We start from the raw sequence: 24288 nt of genomic DNA, 5'->3' as shown, positions 1-24288 counted from the left end.
AATCAACGGTCCCCCCTCGGCATTTTGTTGCGCAAGCCATCTACCCACTGCAGGCCAAAGCGACGTTCGATATGAAGCTCGGGCAATGGCTTTTTCTTTTCATCAGTACTATTCATTATACCTGCCCAGTCTCTAAACTTTATCTGCTCTACAGCCTTGTCTTCATATTCGCTGCTGTCAGCAAAATCAGTATCATCAGCAACCAACTCCCCACTCATCGCTGCATTGATGAGGCGCATAGGATCGGCACCGCCAAAGTATTTATATGACGTTGTCGCAATTGCTTTTACGTAGGGCACGTATTGAGGAAATCTTGCCGCACGCAGATAAATATAGCGTAGATTACTTCTCAAGATCCGATCCTGATCGACCGAATCTAACAAGTCACCGTAGGAATTTATATCAGCATAACTTAAGAGAGAATCACAAAACCTGGCCATCTGATAAGTGGATGGTCCAAGGCAGATGACCTTCTTACCGCAAGCTGCAGCTTCAATGGATGAGCTGCCGCCGTTCATGATGACAATATCGGCTTCTTGAATCAGATCATAAGTATCTGCCTTTTCTGCCGATTTAATACAATAAATTTTTTTGCGCTTTGCCCAATCAGTATAAAGAGATTCAGAACGAGTACCGGCTACCTTGCCAATCGTTTCAGACCAGTTTGGGTGGCAGCGCAACACGACCTGGTCCGCAGAAATATTATTTCTCTCGAACAGGGCATCCAGGGCTTCCGTATTCGAATCCCACTCAGTAACCCATTCTTCGTGCCCGGCGAATTCATTCTTGCTGCTAGGCAGAACCAGGATTCTGGCTTTGCTGGTTTGCGTGGGCCAACTGGCCTTGGTTGCATCCTTGTTATACAGACGCCATTCCAGGTTGTTCTGCTTGGTAAACCGGCTGGCAATGAAGCGTGCGGCCAACTGCGCCTGCTCGCTGGTCAGCAGTTTGTCTTCATATTCGGTGTTCATCCGGTGCAGCGCGCCAATGGAGAGACAATTTGCATTGGGAACGAGCTGGATGCCATCACCAAACCACGTGCGCTCATGGGTAAGGTAGGGGATGCCCATTGTCTCGCATGCGTAGGTGATGGCACGGGTCATGTCCATTCGGCCATTGAAACACACCACAAAGGACAGCTTGTTTTTCTCGATCCAACGCACTGCGGAATGGAAGGTATTCCGGAAGTTGGCGGACAATGCCTGCCTAGCTGCACGCAGCTCAGGCGTATGCCACTCCTGCTGGCTTTCCACCCGGTTGAGCGTTGCCGAGCTGGAAACCAGCAACCGGTCTATTTCTGTGTCGGAAATGCGGCGGGACGATTCCTTGCTGCCGATAAAATCGACATGATCAAAAGGATATGACAGAACACCACCAACCAGACATTTGGCACACTCCTTCAGACTCGGGCTGTGCTTCAGTGCCTTTGGATAACAAAGGGATGAACTGCCGGGACAGGAAAGCGCAAAAGTGCCATGCCCGGCCTCCTTGGCCAGCAACGACAGGTAGAACAAATGTTCGACATGCGGACGGAAAGCATAAATGTTGACAAATCCGATATTCATTCTTGTCTCTCAAAACCGTGACGAACCGCGATCATCTTTGCCGGCACACCTGCCACAATCTCGCCACGGCCCACATCTTTAGTCACCACAGAGTTTGCCCCAATGATGCTGTGGCTGGCTATTTTCACACCTGGCATTATAACTGCATTAACACCAATCCATACATCATCCCCGATTTCGATTTTCCGTGAGTAGTCCCCCATCAGCCCATGCTGGCTGGCATGGGCCTCCTGTTCGCGGATTCTCTTGCCTGGTAGCAGGTTATACACATGGCTACCGGATGAAATGAATACTCGTGGCCCGATCAGCACATCTTCACCAATCGAGACGTCGCCATTGATGATGGTGTCGCGCTGAATGGTTGTTCCCTGCCCGATATTGATCTCGACCAGCGGCTGCATGCTGACTCCCGTATTGACCCATACGCCATTGCCCAGAGTCACCTCGCCACTATTCAGATCAAGCACAGCCTTCTTAAGCCGCACACCTCGGCCAATATTCAGCCTACTCCACTGGCCAATCGAGGCACCTGGATGGATATAGCTCTTACGCAAAAAGTGTTGAGCAATATAAAATGGCCCGATAAGGAGCTGGGCAAATCGCTTAATCAGCTGCATACAATTTACTTATTACAATAAAAATAGACAGCAGAACTGCCTGCCAGGCAACTCAATGCACTCCATACTGCAAGTGCGGCCACCAGGATCAGACCATGCGCTGATATCACAACAGCACTGGATGACAACAGCAATGCACCACCAACAAGCAACAGCACAAACATCACCTGCAAAGACAAGGCACTTTTCTTCCTATGCATGCACACCAAGGCTGACTGTGAAAAGTCGATCAACCGGAAAAAGGCAATGGCAACAATACAGGCCATATATTCCAGGTCCACCATCAACCATTTCGGCTTTACCATGTCAAGCGTCAGAAATATCCCCGCCGCAGGCAGTGCAGCCAAGCCAAACTGCCCTGCCCGTAGAACCACCTGCCGGTAGTCCCTCCATAATGCGGGCAATTCCTCACCCTTTCGGGAAAATACCACGATGGCTCGCGTATTCAGGAATTGTTGCAAAGTCGTCCCAACCACCACCACCAGCGAAAAGTACGAATAAACAGCAAAGTCTGCCTTAGAAAAAATCTGAGAAAGAACGATTTTGTCAGAAAACTGTGAAAACGCACCAATCATCGCCACCGGAACAAATAGCATGGTTTTTTGTAAGTATGCCTTGCTTGGAACAGAAAAGCTTTTTTTCCACCGACATAGCCGATGAAAACCAAGCACTAGGTTTAGCAATGTTTCCACCAACATTACATACAAGGTATGCCCGGTCAGAAATGCACTCGTAATTGCCCCAAGAAACAATATCAGATTGCGGCGCATGAGAAGGTTGGCATAAACCGAAAACTGCCCACGACTTTTCAGAACTATCAAGTCGAACGTAAAAATCAGATATAACGTCGCTTGCAGTCCTGACAGCAGGATCAGTTCAGCAGACCATCTCTGGATACCCCCCAGAATGCTCAGGAAAACCCCATATGCCAGACTTGCCACCAATACCCAGCCCCGCCCTTGACTCAGAAACAGGCGTCCCTCCTGTTTTTTTTGCAGGATTGCAGGCAATTCTGTATGGCAGCGCAAGACCACACCAGCACCAGCGAATATGCTGCCAAAGCCGACCGCAAGGGCAAAGTAGCTATATTCGGCAAAAGCGGAGGCTCCCACTGCCTTGGAGATAAAGTATGCCTTTGAAGCTGAGAATGCAGCGGATATTGCCAGAGCAAAAAAGTAGTTTCCCAACACCTTCTTAAACAGCAAAGGCAAGTTCGCTCTCATCACACTCGCAGCTCATTTCCGGATAAGTATTGATCGAGAACTCAAACTGCAGCAGCAACCTAGGCTGCTTCGTTGGGGTGGTTCCTTTATGAATAGTGATAGTATCTTCGATCAAAGTCGAACCTGCCGGCCCCATCACGTATTTGACCTTGTCCCGGCCGTAAGCCTCCTCAATCTCAGCATCGGTAAAGCGGAGGGAGCGCAACCAGCTATTCTTGTATTTGATAACACGGTTCGAGCCCTCCACGTAGACGTGTGGCCCACAATCTTCGTCTACATCAGTGATATAGAAGAAGAATTTGACAAACTTCACGTCATCTAGATCGTAATGGAAGACATGGGCGTGCTTGGATTTATCTTCCGCGCTGGGATTGGACGGAAAAGTCCACCACAGGTTTGCCCCCATCAGCTTGGGCGGTGCCTGCAGATAGCTGGCAGCGACCAGCAACAGATAGGGATCGTAGGCAATTTTCCGGATATGTTCATTGTTCAAAATATTGAAATACTGGGCCAACAACACTTCCTTTCCCAGTTTCTGCTCGACTCTTTTTAGATCGCTCAGATAAAACCCACGCTTTTTGTCCCGGTCCGCATAAACCGGGCTCTGCGTAGCATAGGCAAGCACTTCTTTTACCATGGGCTCCGGCAGTGGCAAGCCGGGCGTGGCGCCGTTGTGGGACAACAAATCGACATCCGTCCCCACCCGAGCCTGATCGAGGCCAAAGATGCTGTTCTTGATAGTAGCCTGGGTTCTAGCTATGAATTTCTTTTTTTCCGAATGAAGGCAGAGCGCCGTCAGCCTCCAGCAAAATTCACGGGCGAATTTTCTTTTCAGGACACCACGCATCAGTCTGTAACGGCTAATCATCTTTACACCTTTTCGTTCAGCTCGATTTTGTCCCAAGAAAGTGGGGTCCCTGCTTTAAAGTCACCGCGGCTCTTCGCCCCAAGGATCTCACGAATATGTTTGGGAGGCAGGCCATCGCCAGGACGTACGGAACGGACATTCGTGGCGGTAAACACCTCACCTTTTCTAACATCCTGTGCAATGAACAGAGAACGGGAAAACTTACGGCTATTTAGGACTTTATCCGTCAACTCATAGCTGACGTGGCCCAGCGCCGCTTCAGCTTGGCGAACCCCTTCGACCATAAGTTTGAATTCATCAGGTGTCATGGAGAATGAGGCATCCGGACCTCCAATTGCCCGGTCTAAGATGAAGTGCTTTTCGATCACCCGAGCTCCAAGCGCCACGGCGGCAATCGGCACAGCATGTCCCATGGTGTGGTCAGACAAGCCGACCTTGACCCCAAACGTTTGCGCCATGTTCGGCATTGTCAGCAGGTTGGCCTCTTCCACAGGGGCAGGGTACGACGAAGTGCATTTCAACAGTGTAATGTCGTGGTTACCGGCACGGCAGCATGCATTGACCGCCGCCTCGATATCCGCGAGGCTGGCGATGCCGGTGGACATGATCATCGGCTTGCCCTTGCTAGCCGTGTATTCGATCAACGGGATATCGGTAATTTCAAAGGAGGCAATCTTGTACAGAGGAACGTTTAGTTCTTCCAAGAAATCCACAGCCGAAAAATCGAAAGGCGTAGAGAAGAATACCAGTCCTTGCTTTTCTGCTTCCTGCTGGATCGCGGCATGCCACTCCCACGGCGTATAGGCCTCTTGATACAGCTTATGCAATGTCATGCCGTCCCAGATTGTGCCCTGCTTGATCTGGAAACATTCATTATTGCAATCAAGCGTGATGGTATCTGCAGTATACGTTTGGATCTTGATGGCATCGGCACCCGCCTGCTTGGCTGAACGGACAGTTGCCAGGGCATTCTCTATATTGTGCCCATGATTCGCCGACAACTCTGCGATAATGAACACCTTCTCACTTTTTTTCATGACCCACCCATTCTGAAAAAGTCATACCCATCAATACTAGGTCTAAATAGTCGCTATCACGCTTCACCGCCTCACGCCAAACCCCCTCATTTTTGAAACCTATGGCAGAGTACGCTCGAATAGCTGCAGCATTATTACTGACTACTTCGATCTTGAATGTATGCAGCTTTGCCACCTCAAATGCAAAATGGCAGATTGCCTTTAAAATCTTCCGACCAAGCCCCTTCTCACTCCTGAATGGGTTTTTATAGATTCCAAGCCATGCAATCTCATTATACCGATCTACTCTATGCAGGGAGACCACTCCAGCCACACCATCTGCGTCATAGGCAAGATAATTAAAATTTCGGGTTTCCGACGATTGATTCGCCATGAATTGCTTATGAGATTGACGATCAATCTTAATATTGCCAACCATCCATGAAGCGACCTCTGGATGATTGCGCATTTCCAGAACAAAATTTGACTCTATTTCATTCAAAACCGAAAAAGATTTTAGGGTCAAGTCTTGATAATTATATATGCCATGCATCGCCATTATTCGCCAAATATTCCATCAGCAGCACGGCTCCACCACCATCCACCTGCTGCTGCATTACCATACTTAATTGCATGCGTGATTCTACGGTTCTCAACTCCCGCACGCAGCACATTACCTTTTCCATTAGCCGAACATCATTCCATTCGCCGGCATATTTGAATGTCCCTGTTTCTTGCCAGCCATCCAGTTGTGTGCGCTGGTTATCGGCCACCAGAACCAGCACCGCAGGCAAACCGCATGCAGCAAGTTCATAGGTTGTCTGCCCTGCCGCGCTAATCGCTATGTCACTTTGTAACATCAGCTTTGCCATCTGCTCTGCTGACAATTCATAGTGCACATATTCACCGGCTACGGGGTTGTAATCCTTGCGGGCAACTACAACATTAATCTCACTCACCGGATAAACACTGCGTACCGCAAAAACCATTGCAGGGATCAGATTCCGCACATCAGTCCCCCCCATCAGGATGAGCACCCGGCTTATTTCCGGAGCAAAATCCTTTCTTAAAGGGATATTCCAGAAGGCCGGACGTAGCGGCTGCCAAGCAGGACCCCACAACCATTGGGCGCCATCATTGACTTGTCTTGCCTTCCCGGGCGCGGAGTGAACGACCAGTCCTGCCGGATAGGACAAACGGAAGGTATCATCCAGATACACCACCTGTCGGTGATTGTCCGAGATACTTTGTAGCACAGACAGCGTCGCTGTATAGCTGTCAACGATTGCAACCGCATCGTGCCGCTGCATGACAATCTCTTCCTGCCAAGCTTTCCTCCAGTCGACACTTTCGCCCAGCAGGGCGTTACGTGCCGCTTCGTCACCATCCACCACCCAACAAACGCCCCCCTCCCGCTGCCGCCACGCGGCAGCGTATGCCGAACACCGGGTGAGATGCCCCAGCCCACGCTGCAAGTCGCCTTCCGTATAGATGCGCAACAGCATTACAACTGTTTCCGCAATAACTGGTACTTAAGTTCGCACAGCTGCCAGTCGGTTTCGTTGTCGATGTCCTGCGCTTCCAACTCCGAGATCTCGATACCGCCACAGTTGTCGCTAAACACACGACCCGCAGCAAAGCATGGAACGGTTCGCAGCCAGTAGAACTGGCCGGCATCGTGAAACGTCGGGGCAAGATCCTGCGAACGGGTAAGGTACAGCTCTGGTTGCAGCATGGAGACCAACCCATTCTGCGACATTGTCATGGCCCTCTGGATCGGGTAGCCAAAGCGAACTATCGGAAACGCCGCATCCAGCCTATTCTGCACAAAGAGTTCATAGGCTTGCTGCAAACGCCGAGCAGTAACGAGTGGCGCGGTCGGTAGTACGCAACAGAGCTGGTCGTACACTTCGCCACCGGCGGCCAATTGCGCCACGACTTCCCGCATGACATCCAGCAGTGACGCGTGATCGTCCGAGGCCTGCTCGCTCCGCAGGAAGGGCACTTCCGCCCCGTACTGGCGCGCCACGTCGGCAATCTGTGGCGAATCGGTGGAAACGATCACACGGTCGAACAGGCCGCTCTCGCGAACGGCCACTATTGAGTACGCAAGAATAGGCTGACCGCAAAACGGTCGGATATTCTTGCCCGGAATCCGCTTGCTACCGCCACGTGCAGGAATAAGCGCCAGCTTCATGCCAATTCCCGCACGGCGTTTATCACTCGCTTCTGTTCCGCCTCGGTCATCGCAGCAAACAGCGGCAGCGACAAGCAGTTCTGGTAGTAGGCCTCGGTCGCAGGGTAATCGCCCTGACGATAGCCATAGTGCTGCTGATACCAAGGCTGTGTATGCACAGGGATGTAGTGCACCTGCGTGCCGATTCCGGCCTCGTGCAACTGTTGCATGACTGCTGCGCGAGTTTTGCCGATTGCAGCAAAGTCAATATTCACCACGTAAAGGTGGAAGCAGGATTCGAGCCCCTCTGCTTCGTGCGGGGTGACAAGCCACGGCAATCCGTCGAAGCTGTCGTTGTAGCGTGCCACAATCTCACGCCGCCGGTGCTTGAACTGCTCCAGCTTACGCAACTGACTCACACCAAGCGAGGCCTGCATGTCGGTAATTCGGTAGTGCCAGCCAAGCGCATGCATTTCGTAATACCAAGGGCCGGGGTTCTGGCTCATCTGGCCCGCATCCTTGGTAATACCGTGAGTACGCAGTAGCAGCATCCTGCGGTACAGGGACTCGTCATTGGTCATAATAGCCCCGCCCTCGCCGGTGGTGAGTGTTTTCACCGGGTGGAAGGAGAAAATCGTCGCATCGGAATAACGGCAGTTCCCTACCTTGCTGCCATCGCGATAGCAGGAGCCGATCGCATGCGCGGCATCCTCGATGACCTTCAATCCGTTCCTCTGCGCGATGCTCGCAATCCGCTCCATTTCGGCAGCCTGCCCGGCAAAATGCACAGGAATCACAAGACGGGTTAACGAGTTGACTTTTGCTGCCAGGGCGTCGGGAGAGAGGTTGTAGCTAACCGGGTCGATATCGGCAAACACTGGCTTGAGCCCGCAGTAAGCCATGCTATTGGCTGTGGCCGTAAAGGTATTGGGCGTCGTAATGCCCTCGCAGCCTTCCGGTAGTTCCAGCGACGCTACGGCAAGATGCAGCGCGGCGGTTCCACTTGCAACCGCGACACAGTATTTGGCGCCGGTATAGTCACACAGCGCTTGTTCAAATACGGCTACTGCCGGCCCTTGGGTAAGGTAACTTGAACGCAGAGTTTGCAGTACGGCCTTCTCGTCGTCTTCGTCAATCCATTGCCGGCCGTAGGGAATGAAATCCATCAGATATTCCCCACCTTGGCTTTATTAACCTCGATCCAGCTTCTTAGTTGCTCAACCGACATCCACTCGTGGTTATTGTCGCTGGCATAGATGAAGCCCTCAGGAACTTTCCTGCCATCCTTGATGCGCTGTTCGCAGGTATCCCAGCCATTGATATTGGGCAGAATCTTGAAATGTTCCGGGTATTCGTATGTGTAATAGGCATCCTCTACCCCAATCATCTGCTCATGCAACTTCTCCCCAGGGCGGATACCGATAATTTTATGGAAAGCATCTGGAGCAACGGCTTTTGCAATATCGCAGATGTTCATGGACGGGATTTTCTTGACATAGATTTCGCCGCCGACCATGTCGTCGAATGCGTGCCAGACCAGCTCTACCCCTTGTTCCAAGGTAATCATGAAGCGGGTCATGCGGGCATCGGTGATGGGCAGCTCGCCGCCGTCGCGAATCGACAGGAAGAAAGGGATTACCGAACCACGCGAACCCATGACGTTACCGTAACGCACAACGGCAAAGCGGGTGTCATGCGCACCCGAGTAGGAGTTACCTGCAACGAACAGTTTGTCGGAAGCAAGTTTGGTCGCTCCGTAAAGGTTTGCGGGGCTACTGGCCTTGTCTGTCGACAAGGCCACCACACGCTTGACGCCCTTGTCGATGCAGGCATCGATCAGATTCATTGCCCCATTGATATTGGTCTTGATGCATTCGAACGGATTATACTCTGCAGTAGGCACAATTTTGGTTGCCGCTGCGTGGACCACATAATCAACGCCATCGAGCGCTCTATACAACCTGTCCTTATCCCGGACATCACCAATAAAGAAGCGAACACGCGAATCACCCTGAAATTTCTTCGCCATCTCCCATTGCTTCATTTCATCCCGAGAAAAAATTATTATCTTTTTCGGATTGTATTTAGCCAACGTCATTGGAACGAAGGTATTGCCAAAGGAGCCTGTGCCACCGGTAATCAGAATGGTAGAATCATTAAGCATCGCTTTTAATTTCCATAAATATCAAATCTTAATCGAAATAGACTCCGCAGACCCATTGGTCAAGATCTAAATCACACTATTTTTGCAAACGCCGTCCACACAGGAGTGCAAGCACCACCCCAGCAACAGCTCCTAGAGCAGTACCGGCCAGAACGATCAACATCCTTTTCGGTTTGCTTCTGTAGTCAGGCGTCGTTGCGACATCCAGAACCTGAATTAATGCGCTATCTCTGGCCTCATCCAGTTTAGCCATTTCAAATTGCTTCGACATCAATTCAAATAACGTTTCCTGATATTTTACCTCGCGCAATGCCCGGATATAGGCGAGCCCGCTTTCCGGCAGCTTACCGGTAGGCACAACGATATCGCCTGCAGAAAGCTGTCCCCGCTCCAGTTGTGCTAGTTGCTTCTGCATTGCGGTGATCTCTTGCTGGGTGCGAAGATAATCCGGATTCTGCTCGGTAGCAAAACTGCGCATTGCAGACAATTGCACCTCTTTAGTGGCAATCTGTGCTTTGAACGTAGCAACATTATCAATAATTGCCTTGATCTGTCCCTCCGGCTGCAAAAGGCCTGTTTTCTCCTGCCTTTGCTTGAGGCTGACGTCAGCTCTAGACAGATCCTGCTTCACTTTCTCCAGTTGTTTTTCAAAGAACAGTCGGCGCTGTGCCCCATCGGTTACCGCGAGGTTCTGGCTCAGCTTTTTAAGTTCGTCGATGTAGGCATTGGCAAGTTTGGCTGCGAATGCCGGGTCTGCGTCATCGACACTGACACTGATCAGACCATCCTTACCTGCATTGATATTGCTCGCATTAACCAATGCTTTTCTGGTCCCAACCAAGGTTTCCTGCTGATAGCGCTGTCGCAGAGCAAATTGCTCAATCAGCCTATCGGCCACAGTCTGGCTTTCGAGCATCCCCACGTACAAATCATTGGGATTCTTGAGGGCAGCCATACCACCCGCACCGGCAAGCGCACCCAGCGAGCCAAGCGCAGCAGCGATACTGTTAGATTGCTGCTGCGGCGGAAGAATGGTGGTGGTGGCAGTATAAATAGGAGTCATCAACAAACTAGCAATTAAAGCAATAGCTCCTGCCCCAGCAGTACAACCAATGATCCAGCTTTTCTGCCTCATCAGGGTTGCGGCTATGTCTCTTAAATCAATTTCCTCTTCCTGCCGTTTTGCATTTGGGATGTAATGTTCAGACATATTTGCGTATCCATGCTCATGGAGGCCGTATCCTCAGCCACCTGCCGTATTATCAGTTTTTCAATACCTTGAGGCCAGCAGCGCCCAGGCCAAACTGGTACAGAATAGTGGTCCATTCTTTAAAGGACTGTGTCCAGCTGCTGCGCTCGACTTTCTCTGGCAGTACAATGGTATCTCCTGGATTGATTTGTTGCCCCCCCAGCCGTGACAACCATCCGGCGTTGTTCACGCTATGAACCGTGCCATCGGCACGGATGACATACATTTCAGACTTATCGCCTCCTGGAGTGACTCCACCCGCCAAAGCCAGATAATCATTGGCATTCCGGCCCGGTTTGTAGATAAAGGTGTTTTGCTGGTACACCGATCCTAATACGTCAACCGTCCCCGGCATCCTTGGCACATTGATACTGTCACCATCCTGCAGCGGCAAATCCGGCAGGTTCTTGATACCGGCGTTGGCATCATCCAGTTCAAGGACGATACGGCCGCTGGCTTTTACCGAGCGCATCTTGTCTGCCAGGTGTTGCTGACGTTCCAGTTCTGCCTTGGTCGTGGCGGCCAAGTCCTTGTCCGTCGTCCCTGACAGTTTTTGCGTGGCTGCAGTCTGGATCTCTTTTTCAAACCGATCTGCGATTTCGTCCAGCTTGGCTTGCTGCTGGAGTCGAACGGTTTCACGGCTGATGCTCATGGCAAACAGGTAGCCATTATCTGTGCCCCCCCCCAGGCGAGCCATCAGTTCGCGCAGGGTTTCCCCTTTTTGAATCTGGAACACGCCCGTGTTGCGCACCTCGCCAGAGACTTTGACGAATTCACGCTGCTTCTGGGCCTCTACCGCAACAGAGCCCGGAGCCACGATACGGACTACATCCGCTGATACCAGCGGCAAAGTCGCGAGCTTGCCGCGGATGTCACCAACTGCCCCGCTGATTTCAGCCACCGTCTGGTAACGGTTATCGACGCTTTTCTCAACAATGACTTCCCGTTGAGGCGCTGAAGACAAAAAGCCTCCCGCCCATTCTACGGCATCAGCCAACGAGGTCTTGTCTTTCAGTTCGAAAACGGCGGGACGCTTCACATCCCCCACCATGGCCACTTGCGGACCTACCGGTGGGATGTAAATCACGTCGCCATCTTGCAGCGCAATGTCCTTGCTCTTGTCGCCTCGGGCCAGCATCTCATAAAGGTCAAACATGGTGATGACCTCTCCTCCCCGCTTGACCTGGATGGCACGCATCGAACCTGAGCCGGAAGGGCCACCCGAGCTAAAGAGCGCATTGAGCAGCGTGCTCATTGAACTGAGCGTGTAGGTGCCTGGACGCACCGCATGGCCAACGACGTAAATTTGTACCGAACGGGTTTGCACCACGCTGACGGTCAAATCGAAATTGGTAAACACCCGGCTGATAGCTTTTTTGAGATAGCCCTGCAAGTCGCGATATTTGACACCCGCTACCTTGATCGAACCCACACTAGGCAGGTAAACGCTGCCATTACGGTCGACCGAGCTGGAGATATCGATATCCACCATCCCCCAACCTCTGAGCTGAATCTCATCACCAGGACCGATCAGATAATCGCCATTAACCTGGATGGCATCCAGCGGGGCAAAGGTCGACAAGGCACTCTGAAACAACTCCTGGCCAAATACCGGTAGCTCCACTCCGGAGACCCGTTTGGCAAAATCGGCAAACGAGCTCTTCTGGCGAGCAATAATCTCCACCGGGCTCAATTGAGGTGTTTTTTGGGGTTGTTGCTTGTTTACCTGGATCTCTGGAGTAGACAAAACGGGTAAGCCTTGCTCCCCACCTACCGCTGCCACCACCTGAGGAGTTGTTACGGCCTGTTGAGCCGCTACCACCGGCTGTACCAGTAACAGTCCGGCGGAACCTGCAATCAGCCACTTTCTGGCAAACCGTTGTTGGTGCATTTGCAAACCTTGTTGAAAATAAAATAAACAAATAATTACCGATTAATAATGGGCATTGATGGTCACACCAGCCTTATTCCGACCAAAATCAAATACGGCCTGGTAACGATTGTTCTGGCGCTGTGCCGTCCACAACCATTGGCCCACTGCATGGCCTAGCAAACCACCGGCCACTGCGTCAGAGAACCAGTGCTTCCTAGCTGCTGTACGCCCCAAGGTGGCGGCGGTTGCCACCCCATACAGCCATGGAGCATCGTATTCGCTGGCAAACGGCGTCAGTGCCGCAAAAGTGATGGCCGCATGATTGGAAGGGAAGGAGCTGTCCTGACGAGATTTACTACCGGAGATACGGTCCCAGTGGTCATTATCGCCTTCTGGCCGGCTACGTCCGACGGCCTGTTTCAACAGCATGCTACCCGCACCAGCTGCCAAAGCCGATTGCAGACTGATGAAGCTGGTATTTTGCAGCCGTTCATCCCCAAAGGCCAAAGCCAAGCCGGCACCACCTACGGCAAGCCATGGGGCCGCTTTGCCAAAGCGGTTCCACGCTTTGAGTCCACGGTTGTCCTGATGGTGGCTAGTCAGGTGATCCCATTTCTTGTCACTTAGTGAAGCCAAGGCAATCGCTCCGCCAGCCAACAACCCGCCTTTGGCCAGGGGTGTCAGCTCGGGAAAGACGCGAGCAGAATCTTCCAAGCGCAACTTGATATTGGGCCACGGCGTAAAGCGCTCGATGGGTAGGTCCACTTCCGGCCGTCCGCTCTCAGAGGAATGTTCGGCAAAGTTACCAAGGCCATCGAATGCCTGGACTTGCTCTCGATCATCCTCGATCAAACCGTACAAATCTCCCGGACTGGCCACCATTTGCCCTACGTCACGAGTCCACGGCGAGATCGAAAAACGGCCTTTCGAACGCGAATCGACAGTCAGCATCGAATCGAGAGGAATCGAAATAAAAATACCTTTGTCATTATATGGAGAAGAAGGTGATCCCGGATTAGTAATATCGTTACCATTCGTACGGGTATACCAGGTCCCGATTTCCACATTGGAGCGAAAGCGGCGCTTGAACTCCAGACGAATCCCGTTATCCTTGGCCAAAAAGCGCCCTGCACGAGCCGTGGCGGTTACACCATATGGCAGACGGTAGTGCAGCGAGGCTAGGGAAGTGATAGTTTGGTAATCCCTCATACCAAACCATCCCTTGAAATCCCGTTGCTGAACCGCATCCATGCTGATGTCTGCCGCCCAGCGCAAACCAGACGGGGCAAACAAAACCTGCCCGCCCACCCCTGCAAACATTTCTTCATAGAGGCCGGCCGAGGCACGGGCATACCAATCGGTGGCTGGCTTGTAGTACTGATTGAGCACAGTCTTGAACAGCTTGACCTTGCCGCCACGTTTGTATTCCGCGACGTCTGAGCGGACATGCGGCAACAAGCTGTTGGAGGATTGTTTTACATCGCTGACATCTTCCAGCACCGTTGCGCCCACGCTGGTATTCAGGTACAGCCCCTCGCCCAACCGCCGGTCGATATTACTGGCCACGCTGAGGTCGTAATGCAGGGCTCCGCTAGGATCGTTAAAGTAGAAACCTAGTTTTGGAGCAATCTTGAACCGATTAAGCAGCGAATCCTGTTTCCGTAATTGCACGATGTCCCCATCTTCCGATAGCAAGACGGAGAGATTCGCCTCCTCGGACAGTCCTGTAGCCAGGGAGACATTGTCGTGACCGTATTCAATTCGATCCTGAGGCCCTCCGGATCGGACAAGGACGAATTCGTTGAACCGTTCACGGTGGATCTTGCCAGCCAGGTAGTCACGCAAGGTAGCCATATCGAAGAACTCGTAGGTGGCCACAGGTAGATCAAGCTCGGTATAGGTCACCTTGATGGTGCGCGTTTCTAGCGGCGCAAAGTAGAGCGCGGTGCGTACCGCACGTCCAACCGCACGTCCAACCTCGGAAATACGGCTATTACCCAGATTCAATATGAGTGTGCCACGACGATACGCCATACTAACCAAGGTGTAGTTCTGTTTTTGCAAAGCACGTTGCAATGCTTTTGCGTGCTCTGGATTCGAACGCCACTCCTCACCAGTGGGGCGAACCGGAAGCTCTGTGGGTGCGTAATAGCCCGGCTCATATATCTTGGGAACAAACTCGCGCTCATTGAGTGGAATGTTCAGCATGGCATTGAGGCTGCTATGGCCTTGTTGGTACGCAGCCTGCATGGATAGCCAGCCCCAACGGTATTCCACCCCCGTATTGAGTCCTGCCTTGCGCCTGCGGGCGAAGGTCTCGCTGGCACGGAAATCTTCTTGGTAATTGTTGGCATCGTACTCTGCCAGCAGCGACCAGTTGGGATGCTGGGAAGGTGTCCAGCGAGCTCCGGCGAAGAGACCGTCTATACGATTTTTGCCATAGCCCACCGTGGCTTCCACATCCCCCAGCTGTTTACTGGCAGCGAGGTACTCTCCACGAAACAGGCCAGTACCAAATAAATCGGTACGGCCTGCAGCAATAGCAGGGAAATAGTCGCTCTCGGGCAACAACTGGAGCTTGACGTCAAATACCTTGTCTTTGTAGCGACCATAATCGCCACCGTACTGCGAGCTATCAAAACCGCTGATCCCCGCTACCCCTACATAGCGCGCCGTCCCCTGCAAGGCTGGCAGCAACGTTGCAGACGTCCATAGTGAGCTATAGGGCTTGTCGAAACTATAACCAATACTCCATGTCCCGTCCGCACCAACATATGCGTTAGGCATGCCAATATAGCCCTCTTGACCTGAAAGGCTGGGAGCACCAAACGCAAGGCTGCAGACCAGAAGCGGGGAACAACGACGGAACAGGACAAGAAATTTTGACACAGTGGGCTTTTATGATACATAGACAATAAAAGCCAGATGCCAAGTCAAACAGCATCTGGCTCTTCTTACAAGAGTGAAACTGCTTAGTTGTGCGAGGTCGCCGAGTGGGACGTCGACGAATCGGAACTCGACGATACCGCCACAGCAGCGGCCACAGCAGCACCAATAGCAGCGATCGTACCTACCGACAGCCCAGCAATGCCAGCAGTAGTACCAGCCGCACCAGCAGCAGCGGCAGAAGTGGTGCCCGCAGCAGAGGAACCAGCCGCAGAGGTCGCCGCGGCTGGTTCAGCCGCAAAAGATTGGCCTGCGAGCAGACCAGAAATGAGGACCAACATCAGGGATTTTTTCATCTTAAAAAGCTCCGTTTCTTGCAGACACTGAATACTAGACATGGCCAAGACCAGACTAACAGCCCCTTTTAAGCAAAATCATGGGGTTATAGTATAGCCAGCGTCATATTACACGAAAATTATAGGCAAATTAAATACTACTCTTTAATGGCCTTGCAGGATACATTGAGAAATACCAATTTTTTCCTCCGGCCCCAGCCGCCTAATAATTCAGCTAAAAACCCGTCTAACGACGGGTCTTCAACAAGATAGAATAACTTTTTGGCTTACCACACCTGCAAATAGCTCAGCATCCCCTCCGCCGCCTGCCGCCCCTCGAACACTGCCCGAACCACCAGATCCGCACCGCGCACTTGGTCGCCGCCGGCGAAGATTTTCGGGTTGCTGGTCTGGTGTTTGAAGGCTTGCTGCTCCGGTGCCACGGTGCGGCCGCGCTTGTCGGTCTTGATGCCGGTGTGGCCGAACCAGTCTGCCGCCTCGGTCTGGAAACCGAACGCGATCACGACGTGATCGCAGTCGATGACCTGTTCCGAGCCCTCGACCACCTCGGCGGCACGACGGCCTTTCTCATCCGGCGCGCCCAGCCGGGTTTCTGCCAGATGCAGGCGCAGGGTGCCGTCGGCGCCTTCGCCGATACCCAGCGGCTGGCGGTTCCACAGGAACTCGACGCCCTCTTCCTTGGCGTTGCCGACTTCGCGCTTGGAACCCGGCATGTTGGCCTCGTCACGGCGGTAGGCGCAGATCACGCTCTTGGCGCCCTGGCGGATGGCGGTGCGGTTGCAGTCCATCGCGGTGTCGCCGCCACCCAGTACCACCACGCGCTTGCCCTGCATCGACAGGTGCGCCTCGCCTTCCGGCAGGGTGCCCATGCTGTGGCGCACGTTGTTGATCAGGAACGGCAGCGCTTCCAGCACGCCGGGCAGGTATTCACCATCGAAGCCGCCCTTCATGAACTTGTAGGCGCCCATGCCCATGAACACCGCGTCATACTCTTCCAGCAGCTCGTCGATGGTGACCTGCACGCCGATCTCGGTGTTGAGACGGAAGGTGACGCCCATCTCTTCCATGATCAGGCGGCGAGTCTTGATCACGCTCTTTTCCAGCTTGAACTCGGGGATGCCGAAGGTGATCAGGCCGCCGATTTCCTCGTAGCGGTCGAACACCACCGGCTTGACGCCGTTGCGCACCAGCACGTCGGCGCAGGCGAGGCCGGCCGGGCCGGCGCCGATGATGGCCACCTTCTTGTCGGTCCAGATCACCTTGGACATGTCCGGACGCCAGCCGGCCTTGAACGCCTCGTCGGTGATGTACTTCTCCACGCTGCCGATGGTGACAGCGCCGAAGCCGCCCTGCTCCAGGGTGCAGGCGCCTTCGCACAGCCGGTCCTGCGGGCAAACGCGACCGCAGATTTCCGGCAGGCTGTTGGTCTTGTGCGACATCTCGGCCGCCTCGAACAGCTTGCCCTCCTTCACCAGCTTCAGCCAGTTGGGGATGTAGTTGTGCACCGGGCATTCCCATTCGCAGTACGGGTTGCCACAGGACAGGCAACGCCCGGCCTGGTCACCGGCATCCACGCTGTGCAGCGGGGTGTAAATCTCTTTGAATTCGATCTTGCGCACCGCGGCTTCGACTTTGTCGCCGGGGTTGCGCGAGAGCTTCATGAACTGGAAAACGTCACCCATGATCATTCCTCCGTCCTTGCGGCCAACGTTGGCCGCAAGGCGTTTCTTTCTTGTCCAGGGGCGGACAGGCCGCCCGTCGCTTAGTCTTTCAGCAGGCTGTCGAGCTTGGCCGCCTTCGGTTTCACCAGCCAGAAGTAGTCGACGTAGTCGTCGAAGTTCTCCAGCATCGCGCGCCCGGTTTCGGAACCGGTCAGCTCGACGTGCTTGGCGATCTTCTCTAGCAGGTAGGCGCGGTACATGCCCATCGCCTCGCCGTTGATCAGGTTGATGTCCACCAGCTCGTTGTTGTAGCGGTAGGCAAACTTCTCGGCACGGTCGAACACGAAGGCGAAGCCACCGGTCATGCCGGCACCAAAGTTGTAGCCGGTCTCGCCCAGCACGATGACGCTGCCGCCGGTCATGTACTCGCAGCAGTGGTCACCGGCCCCCTCGATCACCGCCAGCGCGCCGGAGTTGCGCACCCCGAAGCGCTCGCCGGCGACGCCGGCCGCGAACAGCTGGCCACCGGTGGCGCCGTACAGGCAGGTGTTACCGATGATGATGGACTCGTCCGGCTTGTAGGCGGCGTCCTTCGGCGGGTAGATCACCACCCGGCCACCGGCCATGCCCTTGCCGACATAGTCGTTGGCATCGCCTTCCAGCTCCAGGTGCAGGCCCGACGCGTTCCACACGCCGAAGCTCTGGCCGGCGGAACCGCTGAACTTCACCTTCAGGCAGCCGAACGGCAGGCCGGCGGCACCGTGCACACGGGCGATCTCGCCGGACAGGCGCGCGCCGATGGAGCGGTGGATGTTCTCGATGTCGTAACGCAGTTCCAGCATCTGCTTGTTGTGGATCGCCGGCAGCGCATCCTTCAGGATCTGCTCCGCCAGCTCGCCCTTGTCGAACGACGGGTTGGAGTCGGTGACGCAGAAGCGCGGCACGTCATCCGGCACCGTGCCCTGCGACAGCAGCGGTGCCAGGTTCAGCTTGTGCTGCTTGTCGGTGACGCCGGCCTCCAGGTTGAGCAGCTCCATGCGGCCGATCAGCTCTTCCATGTTGCGGGCGCCGAGCTTGGCCATCCACTCGCGGGTTTCCTGGGCGATGAACAGGAAGTAGTTCATCACCATTTCCGGCAGGCCGATGAAGTACTTCGAGCGCAGCTTCACTTCCTGCGTCGCCACGCCGGTGGCGCAGTTGTTCAGGTGGCAGATGCGCAGGAACTTGCAGCCCAGCGCCACCATCGGGCCGGTACCGAAGCCGAAGCTCTCGGCGCCCATGATCGCGGCCTTGATCACGTCGAGGCCAGTCTTCAGGCCGCCGTCGGTCTGCACCCGCACCCGGCCACGCAGGCCGTTGGCGCGCAGCACCTGCTGCGCCTCGGTCAGGCCCAGCTCCCACGGGCTGCCGGCGTACTTCACCGACGCCAGCGGGCTGGCACCGGTACCACCGTCGTAACCGGAAATGGTGATCAGGTCGGCGTAGGCCTTGGCCACGCCGGCGGCGATGGTGCCGACACCCGGCTCGGCCACCAGCTTCACCGACACCAGCGCGGTTGGGTTGACCTGCTTCAGGTCGAAAATCAGCTGCGCCAGGTCTTCGATCGAGTAGATGTCGTGGTGCGGCGGCGGCGAGATCAGCGAGATGCCCGGCTTGGAGCAACGCAGCTTGGCGATCAGCGGCGATACCTTGTCGCCCGGCAGCTGGCCACCCTCGCCCGGCTTGGCACCCTGTGCCACCTTGATCTGCAGCACTTCGGCGTTGACCAGGTAGTGCGGGGTGACACCGAAACGGCCGGACGCCACCTGCTTGATCTTGGACATCTTCTCGGTGCCGTAACGCGACGGGTCTTCGCCGCCCTCACCGGAGTTGGAACGGCCGCCGAGGCGGTTCATCGCGGTGGCCATCGCCTCGTGCGCTTCCGGCGACAGCGCGCCCAGCGACATACCGGCGGAGTCGAAACGCTTGAGAATGCTTTCCACCGGTTCCACCTCGTCGATGGAAATCGGGGTGATGCCGTCGAGGTTCAGCGTCATCAGGTCGCGGAACATCGCCACCGGACGGTTGTTGACCAGCTCGGCGTACTGCTTGTAGGCGTCGTAGTCGGTGTTCTGCACCGCCTTTTGCAGCGTCATCACCACGTCCGGGTTGTAGGCGTGGTACTCCTCGCCGTGCACGTACTTGAGCAGGCCGCCCTGCGTCACCGCCCGCATCGGGTTGAAGGCCAGCTTGGACAGCTTCTGCTGGTCGTCCTCGAAGTCGTCGAAGTTGGCGCCGGAGATGCGCGACACGGTGCCCTTCAGGCACAGCGCCACCACGTCTTCGTGCAGGCCGATGCCTTCGAACAGCTGCGCGCCGCGGTAGCTGGCGATGGTGGAGATGCCCATCTTGGACAGCACCTTCATCAGGCCCTTGTTGATGCCCTTGCGGTAGTGCTGCAGTGCTTCGTTGATGCGCAGGTTGACGTCACCGGTGGCGACCAGATCGACAATACTCTGGTACGCGAGGTACGGGTACACCGCGGTGGCGCCGTAGCCGATCAGCGCGGCCATCTGGTGCGGGTCGCGCACGGTACCGGTTTCCAGCAGGATGTTGGACTTGCAACGCAGGCCGGCATCGATCAGCGCGTGGTGCACGGCACCGGTGGCGAACAGCGCATGGATAGGCAGACGGTTGGCCGCAATGGTGCGATCGGACAGCACCACGATCACGGTGCCTTCCTGTACCGCCTCCACCACGTGGGCGCACAGCTTGCGGATCGCCTGCTCCAGATTGCCTTCGGCCGGGTCGTAGCACAGGTCGAAGGTGGTGGCCTTCAGGTAGGCTTCCGGACGGGTGGTGATGCGCAGGAATTTCTCGCGCGACAGCACCGGGCTGCGCACTTCCAGCCGCTTGGCGTGCTCGGCGGTTTCCTCGAACATATTGCGCTCGGGGCCGAACACGGTGTTCAGCGACATCACGATCGCTTCGCGGATCGGGTCGATCGGCGGGTTGGTCACCTGCGCGAACTGCTGGCGCAGGTAGTCGAACGGCGAGCGTACCTTCTGGCTCAGCACCGCCATCGGGGTGTCGTCACCCATCGAACCGACTGCCTCCTGGCCTTCCTCGGCCAGCACGCGCAGGATCTGGTCGCGCTCTTCAAAACTGATGTTGAACAGCTTCTGGTAGGTCAGCAGCTGCTCTTTCGGCCACGCTTCCAGGCCGGCGTCGTCCTCGATCGACAGTTCCAGACGCGAGCCGGCGTCCTTGATCCACTGCCGGTACGGCTTGGCGGATTTCAGCTGCGCATCGATGTCTTCCGGATACAGGATCTCGCCGGTCTGCAGGTCGGCGGCGAACAACTGCCCCGGCTTCACGCGGCCCTTCTTCACCACGTCTTCCGGCTTGTAGTCCCAGACGCCGACTTCGGAGGCGATGGTGAGGATATTGTCCTTGGTCAGCACCCAGCGCGCCGGGCGCAGGCCGTTACGGTCCAGCATGCAACCGGCGTAGCGGCCGTCGGTCAGCACGATACCGGCCGGGCCGTCCCACGGCTCCATGTGCATGGAGTTGAATTCGTAGAACGCGCGCAGGTCCTTGTCGGTGGAATCGACGTTCTGCCATGCCGGCGGCACCAAGAGGCGCAGCGCGCGGAACAGCGGAATGCCGCCCATCAGCAGGCCTTCCAACATGTTGTCCAGCGACATCGAGTCCGAGCCGTCGGTCTGCACGATCGGGCGGATGGCGTCCATGTCGATGTGCGGCGAGGACATGATGCGCTCACGCGCGCGCGCCCAGTGGCGGTTGCCCTGCACGGTGTTGATCTCGCCGTTGTGGGCGAGGAAGCGGAACGGCTGCGCCAGCTTCCACTGCGGCCAGGTGTTGGTGGAGAAGCGCTGGTGGAATACCGCCAGGCTGGACTCGAAACGCGGATCGGACAGGTCGAGGTAGAACTTGTGCAGGTTGTCCGGCGTCACCAGCCCCTTGTACGACAGCGTGTGCGGCGACAGCGTCGGCAGGTAGAAGTACGGGTCGTCGGCCTTGTTGGCCTTTTCCGCCTGGCGGCGGCCCATGTACAGGCGGCGCTGGAACGACAGCTCGTCCATGCCGAACGGACAGTTGACGAATACCTGGTAGAAGCTCGGCAGCGACGCCAGCGCCTGCTCACCACAGGCAGCCAGATCGATCGGCACCACGCGGAAGCCCGCCACTTCCAGCCCCTGCTGCTCCAGATACTCCTTCAGCCGGTTGCGGCTGCGCTCGCCCTCTTGCGGGTGCGCAAACACCAGGCCGGCGGCGTACACTGCCTTGAGGGTGATGCCGGCTTCGGCGGCCACTTCGCGCAGGAAGCCGTCCGGCTTGCGAAACAGCAGGCCACAACCGTCACCGGATTTGCCGTCGGCGGCGACGGCACCGCGGTGCGTCAGCTTGGCCAGCGAGGAAATGGCGGTGTTCACCAGCCAGTGTGACGGCTTGTCGTCCAGTTGCGCGATCAAGCCGAAACCACAGCTGTCTTGTTCGAAGTCGGGGCTGTATAAGGTGCCCTCCAACCAACGCTGTCTGTCCATTCTAGGTCCCTGATTATAATGTGTAGCGAATGGATTGATTCTAAGGTCAAGATAGCTGACCTGCAACCGCTTTTTGTGCGACGCATTATCGACATAAAATCAATGATTTAAGTTGTTTTTATGCAAAAAAAATACAACGCAAACACCACAAAAGTTTATGTTTAAGAGACATCAACATTCAAAAACACGACCAGACAAAGCCGCGTCTGACACCCTACAAACTACTGTGTAATGTATACAAAACAGGATAAGCGATGAGCATGCGCGACGGCCGTCCCGCCCCGACACCCAGCCTGTTCCGCCAGCTGGCGGAGCAGGCGCTGGCACGCTCGGCCGGTGCCCCGCTGGTGGCCGGCAACCGTGTCGAGCTGCTGTTCGACGCCGCGGCCAACTTTGCCGCCTGGCTGGACGCCATCGCTCGCGCCGAACACTGCATCCTGGTCGAAATGTACCTGTTCGCCGACGACGATTTCGGCCGCCAGCTGCGCAGCGCGCTGCAGGACAAGGCACGGCAAGGCGTCAGGGTGTACCTGCTCTACGACTGGCTGGGCAGCTGGCGCGAACACTACCGCGGCTTTTTCAGGCCGCTGCTGCAGGCAGGCGCCGAGGTGCGGGTGTGGCAGCCGCCATCGTTCGGCAAGGGCTTCCGCCTGCTGGGCCGCGACCACCGCAAGCTGATCGTGGTCGACGGCCACACCGCCTTCATCGGCGGGCTGTGCGCCAGCTCGCGCTGGAACGACTGGCGCGATACCGGGCTGCGGCTGCGGGGGCCGCTGCTGGACGATGCCGTCACCGCCTTTGCCGACAGCTGGCTGCACGCCGGCGACGGCGCGCTGCCGCCTGTCGCCACCGACCGCAGCAGCCACGGCGAGGTCGCCGCGCGCCTGATCGCCACCACCCCGGCCACCGCCAACCTGATGCGGCTGGATCTGCTGATCGCCGGCTTTGCGCGGCGGCGGCTGTGGCTGACCGATGCCTACTTCATGGGCACCAGCACCTATCTCACCGCCTTGCAGCAGGCGGCGCGCGACGGTGTCGACGTGCGGCTGCTGGTGCCGCGCTCCAGTGACATCGGCTGGATCGCCACCGTGTCGCGCACGCTGTACCGGCCGCTGCTCAGCGCCGGGGTGCGGGTGTTCGAGTGGGACGGCACCATGATCCACGCCAAGACCGCAGTCGCCGACAGCCGCTGGGCGCGCATCGGCTCCACCAATCTCAATGTCTCCAGCTGGCTGGCCAACCGCGAGCTGGACCTGGCGATCGAGGACGAGGCGCTGGCGCGGCAGATGGAAACCCGCTTCCTGCACGACCTGGACAACGCCACTGAGATCGTGCTCAGCGGTCAGCACCTGCGCCCGGCGCTGAAACACGCGCGCGGCGAGCGCCGCCGGCTGCCGGTGCGACAGCAGGCGGTGGTCGGTGCCGCCGCCGCCGCGCGCCAGGCGCTGCGCATCGGCGATGCCGTCGGCGCCGCGGTGCGCGGCACCCGCAACGTGGAGCAGAGCGAGGCCGCCTCCTTCCTCAGCATCGCGCTGACCCTGCTTGGCCTGACCCTGCTGGTGCTGCTGTTTCCGTGGCTGGCGGCGCTGCCGCTGGCGCTGCTGCTCGGTTTTGCCGGCATCTCGGTGCTGCTGCGCGCCGCCACGCTGTACCGCCGGCGCTGGCAAAAAAAACAACACCCCGCCGCGCCCGCCAGGCCGGACAAGCCGCCGCCGGACGATGATGTTAAGCCTTGATTTTGCGACCATCCGCCGCGCCCCGGCCAGCCTTGCCCGGAGCAGTATTACCGCGAAATGACAGCAACGGCGGGCGCACGATACTGCTGTGCAACATCTGTGCCGCCATTGCCGCTACAATGCGCGCTTTCTTGGGTTATTCGAAGGTGTTTTCCGTTGCGGCCAACCTTGCAGGGCCACCCGGACGACAACACCCTAAGCCGGCAGACGTGAAGGCAAAGCAAGGCTTTGCCCAGTGCGGACCGCGGTGCAAAGCGCCCCTTTGCTCCGGCCTTGCGCCCGATTTCCATCGGGAGGGCAAGACGGAAAAACCACGCGCCTCAAGGCCAGCCATCCAGGGCGGCGGCATCA

General features: G+C 56.2%; 17 protein-coding genes. 1 reads left to right on the top strand and 16 read right to left on the bottom strand.

Annotated elements, in window-relative coordinates; translation table 11 throughout:
* Positions 1-2: 2 nt before the first annotated feature.
* The 16 genes from NOM55_RS04380 to gltB form a co-directional block, all read right to left on the bottom strand.
* Complete coding sequence (locus tag NOM55_RS04380; protein ID WP_255907662.1) at positions 3-1565, bottom strand: hypothetical protein; 1563 nt, start codon at positions 1563-1565, stop codon at positions 3-5.
* A complete protein-coding gene (locus NOM55_RS17340) occupies positions 1562-2182 on the bottom strand; it encodes a DapH/DapD/GlmU-related protein (protein ID WP_305118845.1) in 621 nt (206 codons plus the stop codon). The genes NOM55_RS04380 and NOM55_RS17340 overlap by 4 nt, the downstream gene beginning before the upstream one ends.
* Before the next feature lie 5 nt (positions 2183-2187).
* Positions 2188-3405: a hypothetical protein gene (locus tag NOM55_RS04365; RefSeq protein WP_255907661.1), complete on the bottom strand. Its 1218-nt coding sequence runs from the start codon at positions 3403-3405 to the stop codon at positions 2188-2190.
* Positions 3377-4273, bottom strand: coding sequence for a phytanoyl-CoA dioxygenase family protein (locus tag NOM55_RS04360; protein WP_255907660.1), 897 nt, complete (start codon positions 4271-4273; stop codon positions 3377-3379). The genes NOM55_RS04365 and NOM55_RS04360 overlap by 29 nt, the downstream gene beginning before the upstream one ends.
* Before the next feature lie 2 nt (positions 4274-4275).
* Entirely contained in the window at positions 4276-5310 is a 1035-nt protein-coding gene (gene pseI, locus NOM55_RS04355; RefSeq protein ID WP_255907659.1) for a pseudaminic acid synthase, read from the bottom strand.
* Entirely contained in the window at positions 5297-5848 is a 552-nt protein-coding gene (pseH, locus tag NOM55_RS04350; RefSeq protein ID WP_255907658.1) for a UDP-4-amino-4,6-dideoxy-N-acetyl-beta-L-altrosamine N-acetyltransferase, read from the bottom strand. The genes pseI and pseH overlap by 14 nt, the downstream gene beginning before the upstream one ends.
* Positions 5826-6794 (bottom strand): hypothetical protein, encoded by a 969-nt coding sequence (locus NOM55_RS04345; RefSeq protein WP_255907657.1) that lies wholly within the window; start codon positions 6792-6794, stop codon positions 5826-5828. The genes pseH and NOM55_RS04345 overlap by 23 nt, the downstream gene beginning before the upstream one ends.
* Positions 6794-7486 (bottom strand): pseudaminic acid cytidylyltransferase, encoded by a 693-nt coding sequence (pseF, locus tag NOM55_RS04340; protein WP_255907656.1) that lies wholly within the window; start codon positions 7484-7486, stop codon positions 6794-6796. The genes NOM55_RS04345 and pseF overlap by 1 nt, the downstream gene beginning before the upstream one ends.
* Positions 7483-8631, bottom strand: coding sequence for a UDP-4-amino-4,6-dideoxy-N-acetyl-beta-L-altrosamine transaminase (gene pseC / locus NOM55_RS04335; protein WP_255907655.1), 1149 nt, complete (start codon positions 8629-8631; stop codon positions 7483-7485). The genes pseF and pseC overlap by 4 nt, the downstream gene beginning before the upstream one ends.
* Positions 8631-9629 (bottom strand): UDP-N-acetylglucosamine 4,6-dehydratase (inverting), encoded by a 999-nt coding sequence (gene pseB / locus NOM55_RS04330; protein WP_255907654.1) that lies wholly within the window; start codon positions 9627-9629, stop codon positions 8631-8633. The genes pseC and pseB overlap by 1 nt, the downstream gene beginning before the upstream one ends.
* 76 nt (positions 9630-9705) lie before the next feature.
* Positions 9706-10839, bottom strand: a complete 1134-nt coding sequence (locus NOM55_RS04325) for a Wzz/FepE/Etk N-terminal domain-containing protein (RefSeq protein ID WP_255907653.1) — start codon at positions 10837-10839, stop codon at positions 9706-9708.
* A gap of 52 nt (positions 10840-10891) precedes the next feature.
* Entirely contained in the window at positions 10892-12769 is a 1878-nt protein-coding gene (locus NOM55_RS04320) for an SLBB domain-containing protein (RefSeq protein WP_255907652.1), read from the bottom strand.
* Positions 12770-12811: 42 nt separating this feature from the next.
* The gene (locus NOM55_RS04315; RefSeq protein ID WP_255907651.1) at positions 12812-15640 is read right to left on the bottom strand and encodes a YjbH domain-containing protein; all 2829 of its coding nucleotides are present in this window, start codon (positions 15638-15640) and stop codon (positions 12812-12814) included.
* 83 nt (positions 15641-15723) lie between these two features.
* Positions 15724-15993, bottom strand: a complete 270-nt coding sequence (locus tag NOM55_RS04310; RefSeq protein ID WP_255907650.1) for a hypothetical protein — start codon at positions 15991-15993, stop codon at positions 15724-15726.
* Between the two features lie 266 nt (positions 15994-16259).
* Positions 16260-17675, bottom strand: coding sequence for an FAD-dependent oxidoreductase (locus NOM55_RS04305; protein WP_305118844.1), 1416 nt, complete (start codon positions 17673-17675; stop codon positions 16260-16262).
* Between the two features lie 80 nt (positions 17676-17755).
* Positions 17756-22201: a glutamate synthase large subunit gene (gltB, locus tag NOM55_RS04300; protein WP_255907649.1), complete on the bottom strand. Its 4446-nt coding sequence runs from the start codon at positions 22199-22201 to the stop codon at positions 17756-17758.
* A gap of 254 nt (positions 22202-22455) precedes the next feature.
* Here gltB and NOM55_RS04295 point away from each other — a divergent pair, with 254 nt between their 5' ends.
* Positions 22456-23937 carry a phosphatidylserine/phosphatidylglycerophosphate/cardiolipin synthase family protein gene (locus NOM55_RS04295; protein ID WP_255907648.1) on the top strand — a complete coding sequence of 494 codons (1482 nt, stop codon included), beginning with the start codon at positions 22456-22458 and terminating at the stop codon, positions 23935-23937.
* Positions 23938-24288: the final 351 nt, after the last annotated feature.

It is taken from the genome of Vogesella sp. AC12 (genome assembly GCF_024437575.1).
Classification (GTDB): Bacteria; Pseudomonadota; Gammaproteobacteria; order Burkholderiales; family Chromobacteriaceae; genus Vogesella; species Vogesella indigofera.
Note: the sequence above shows the minus strand (reverse complement) of the source record. Positions and strands in the feature narration are given on the sequence as shown.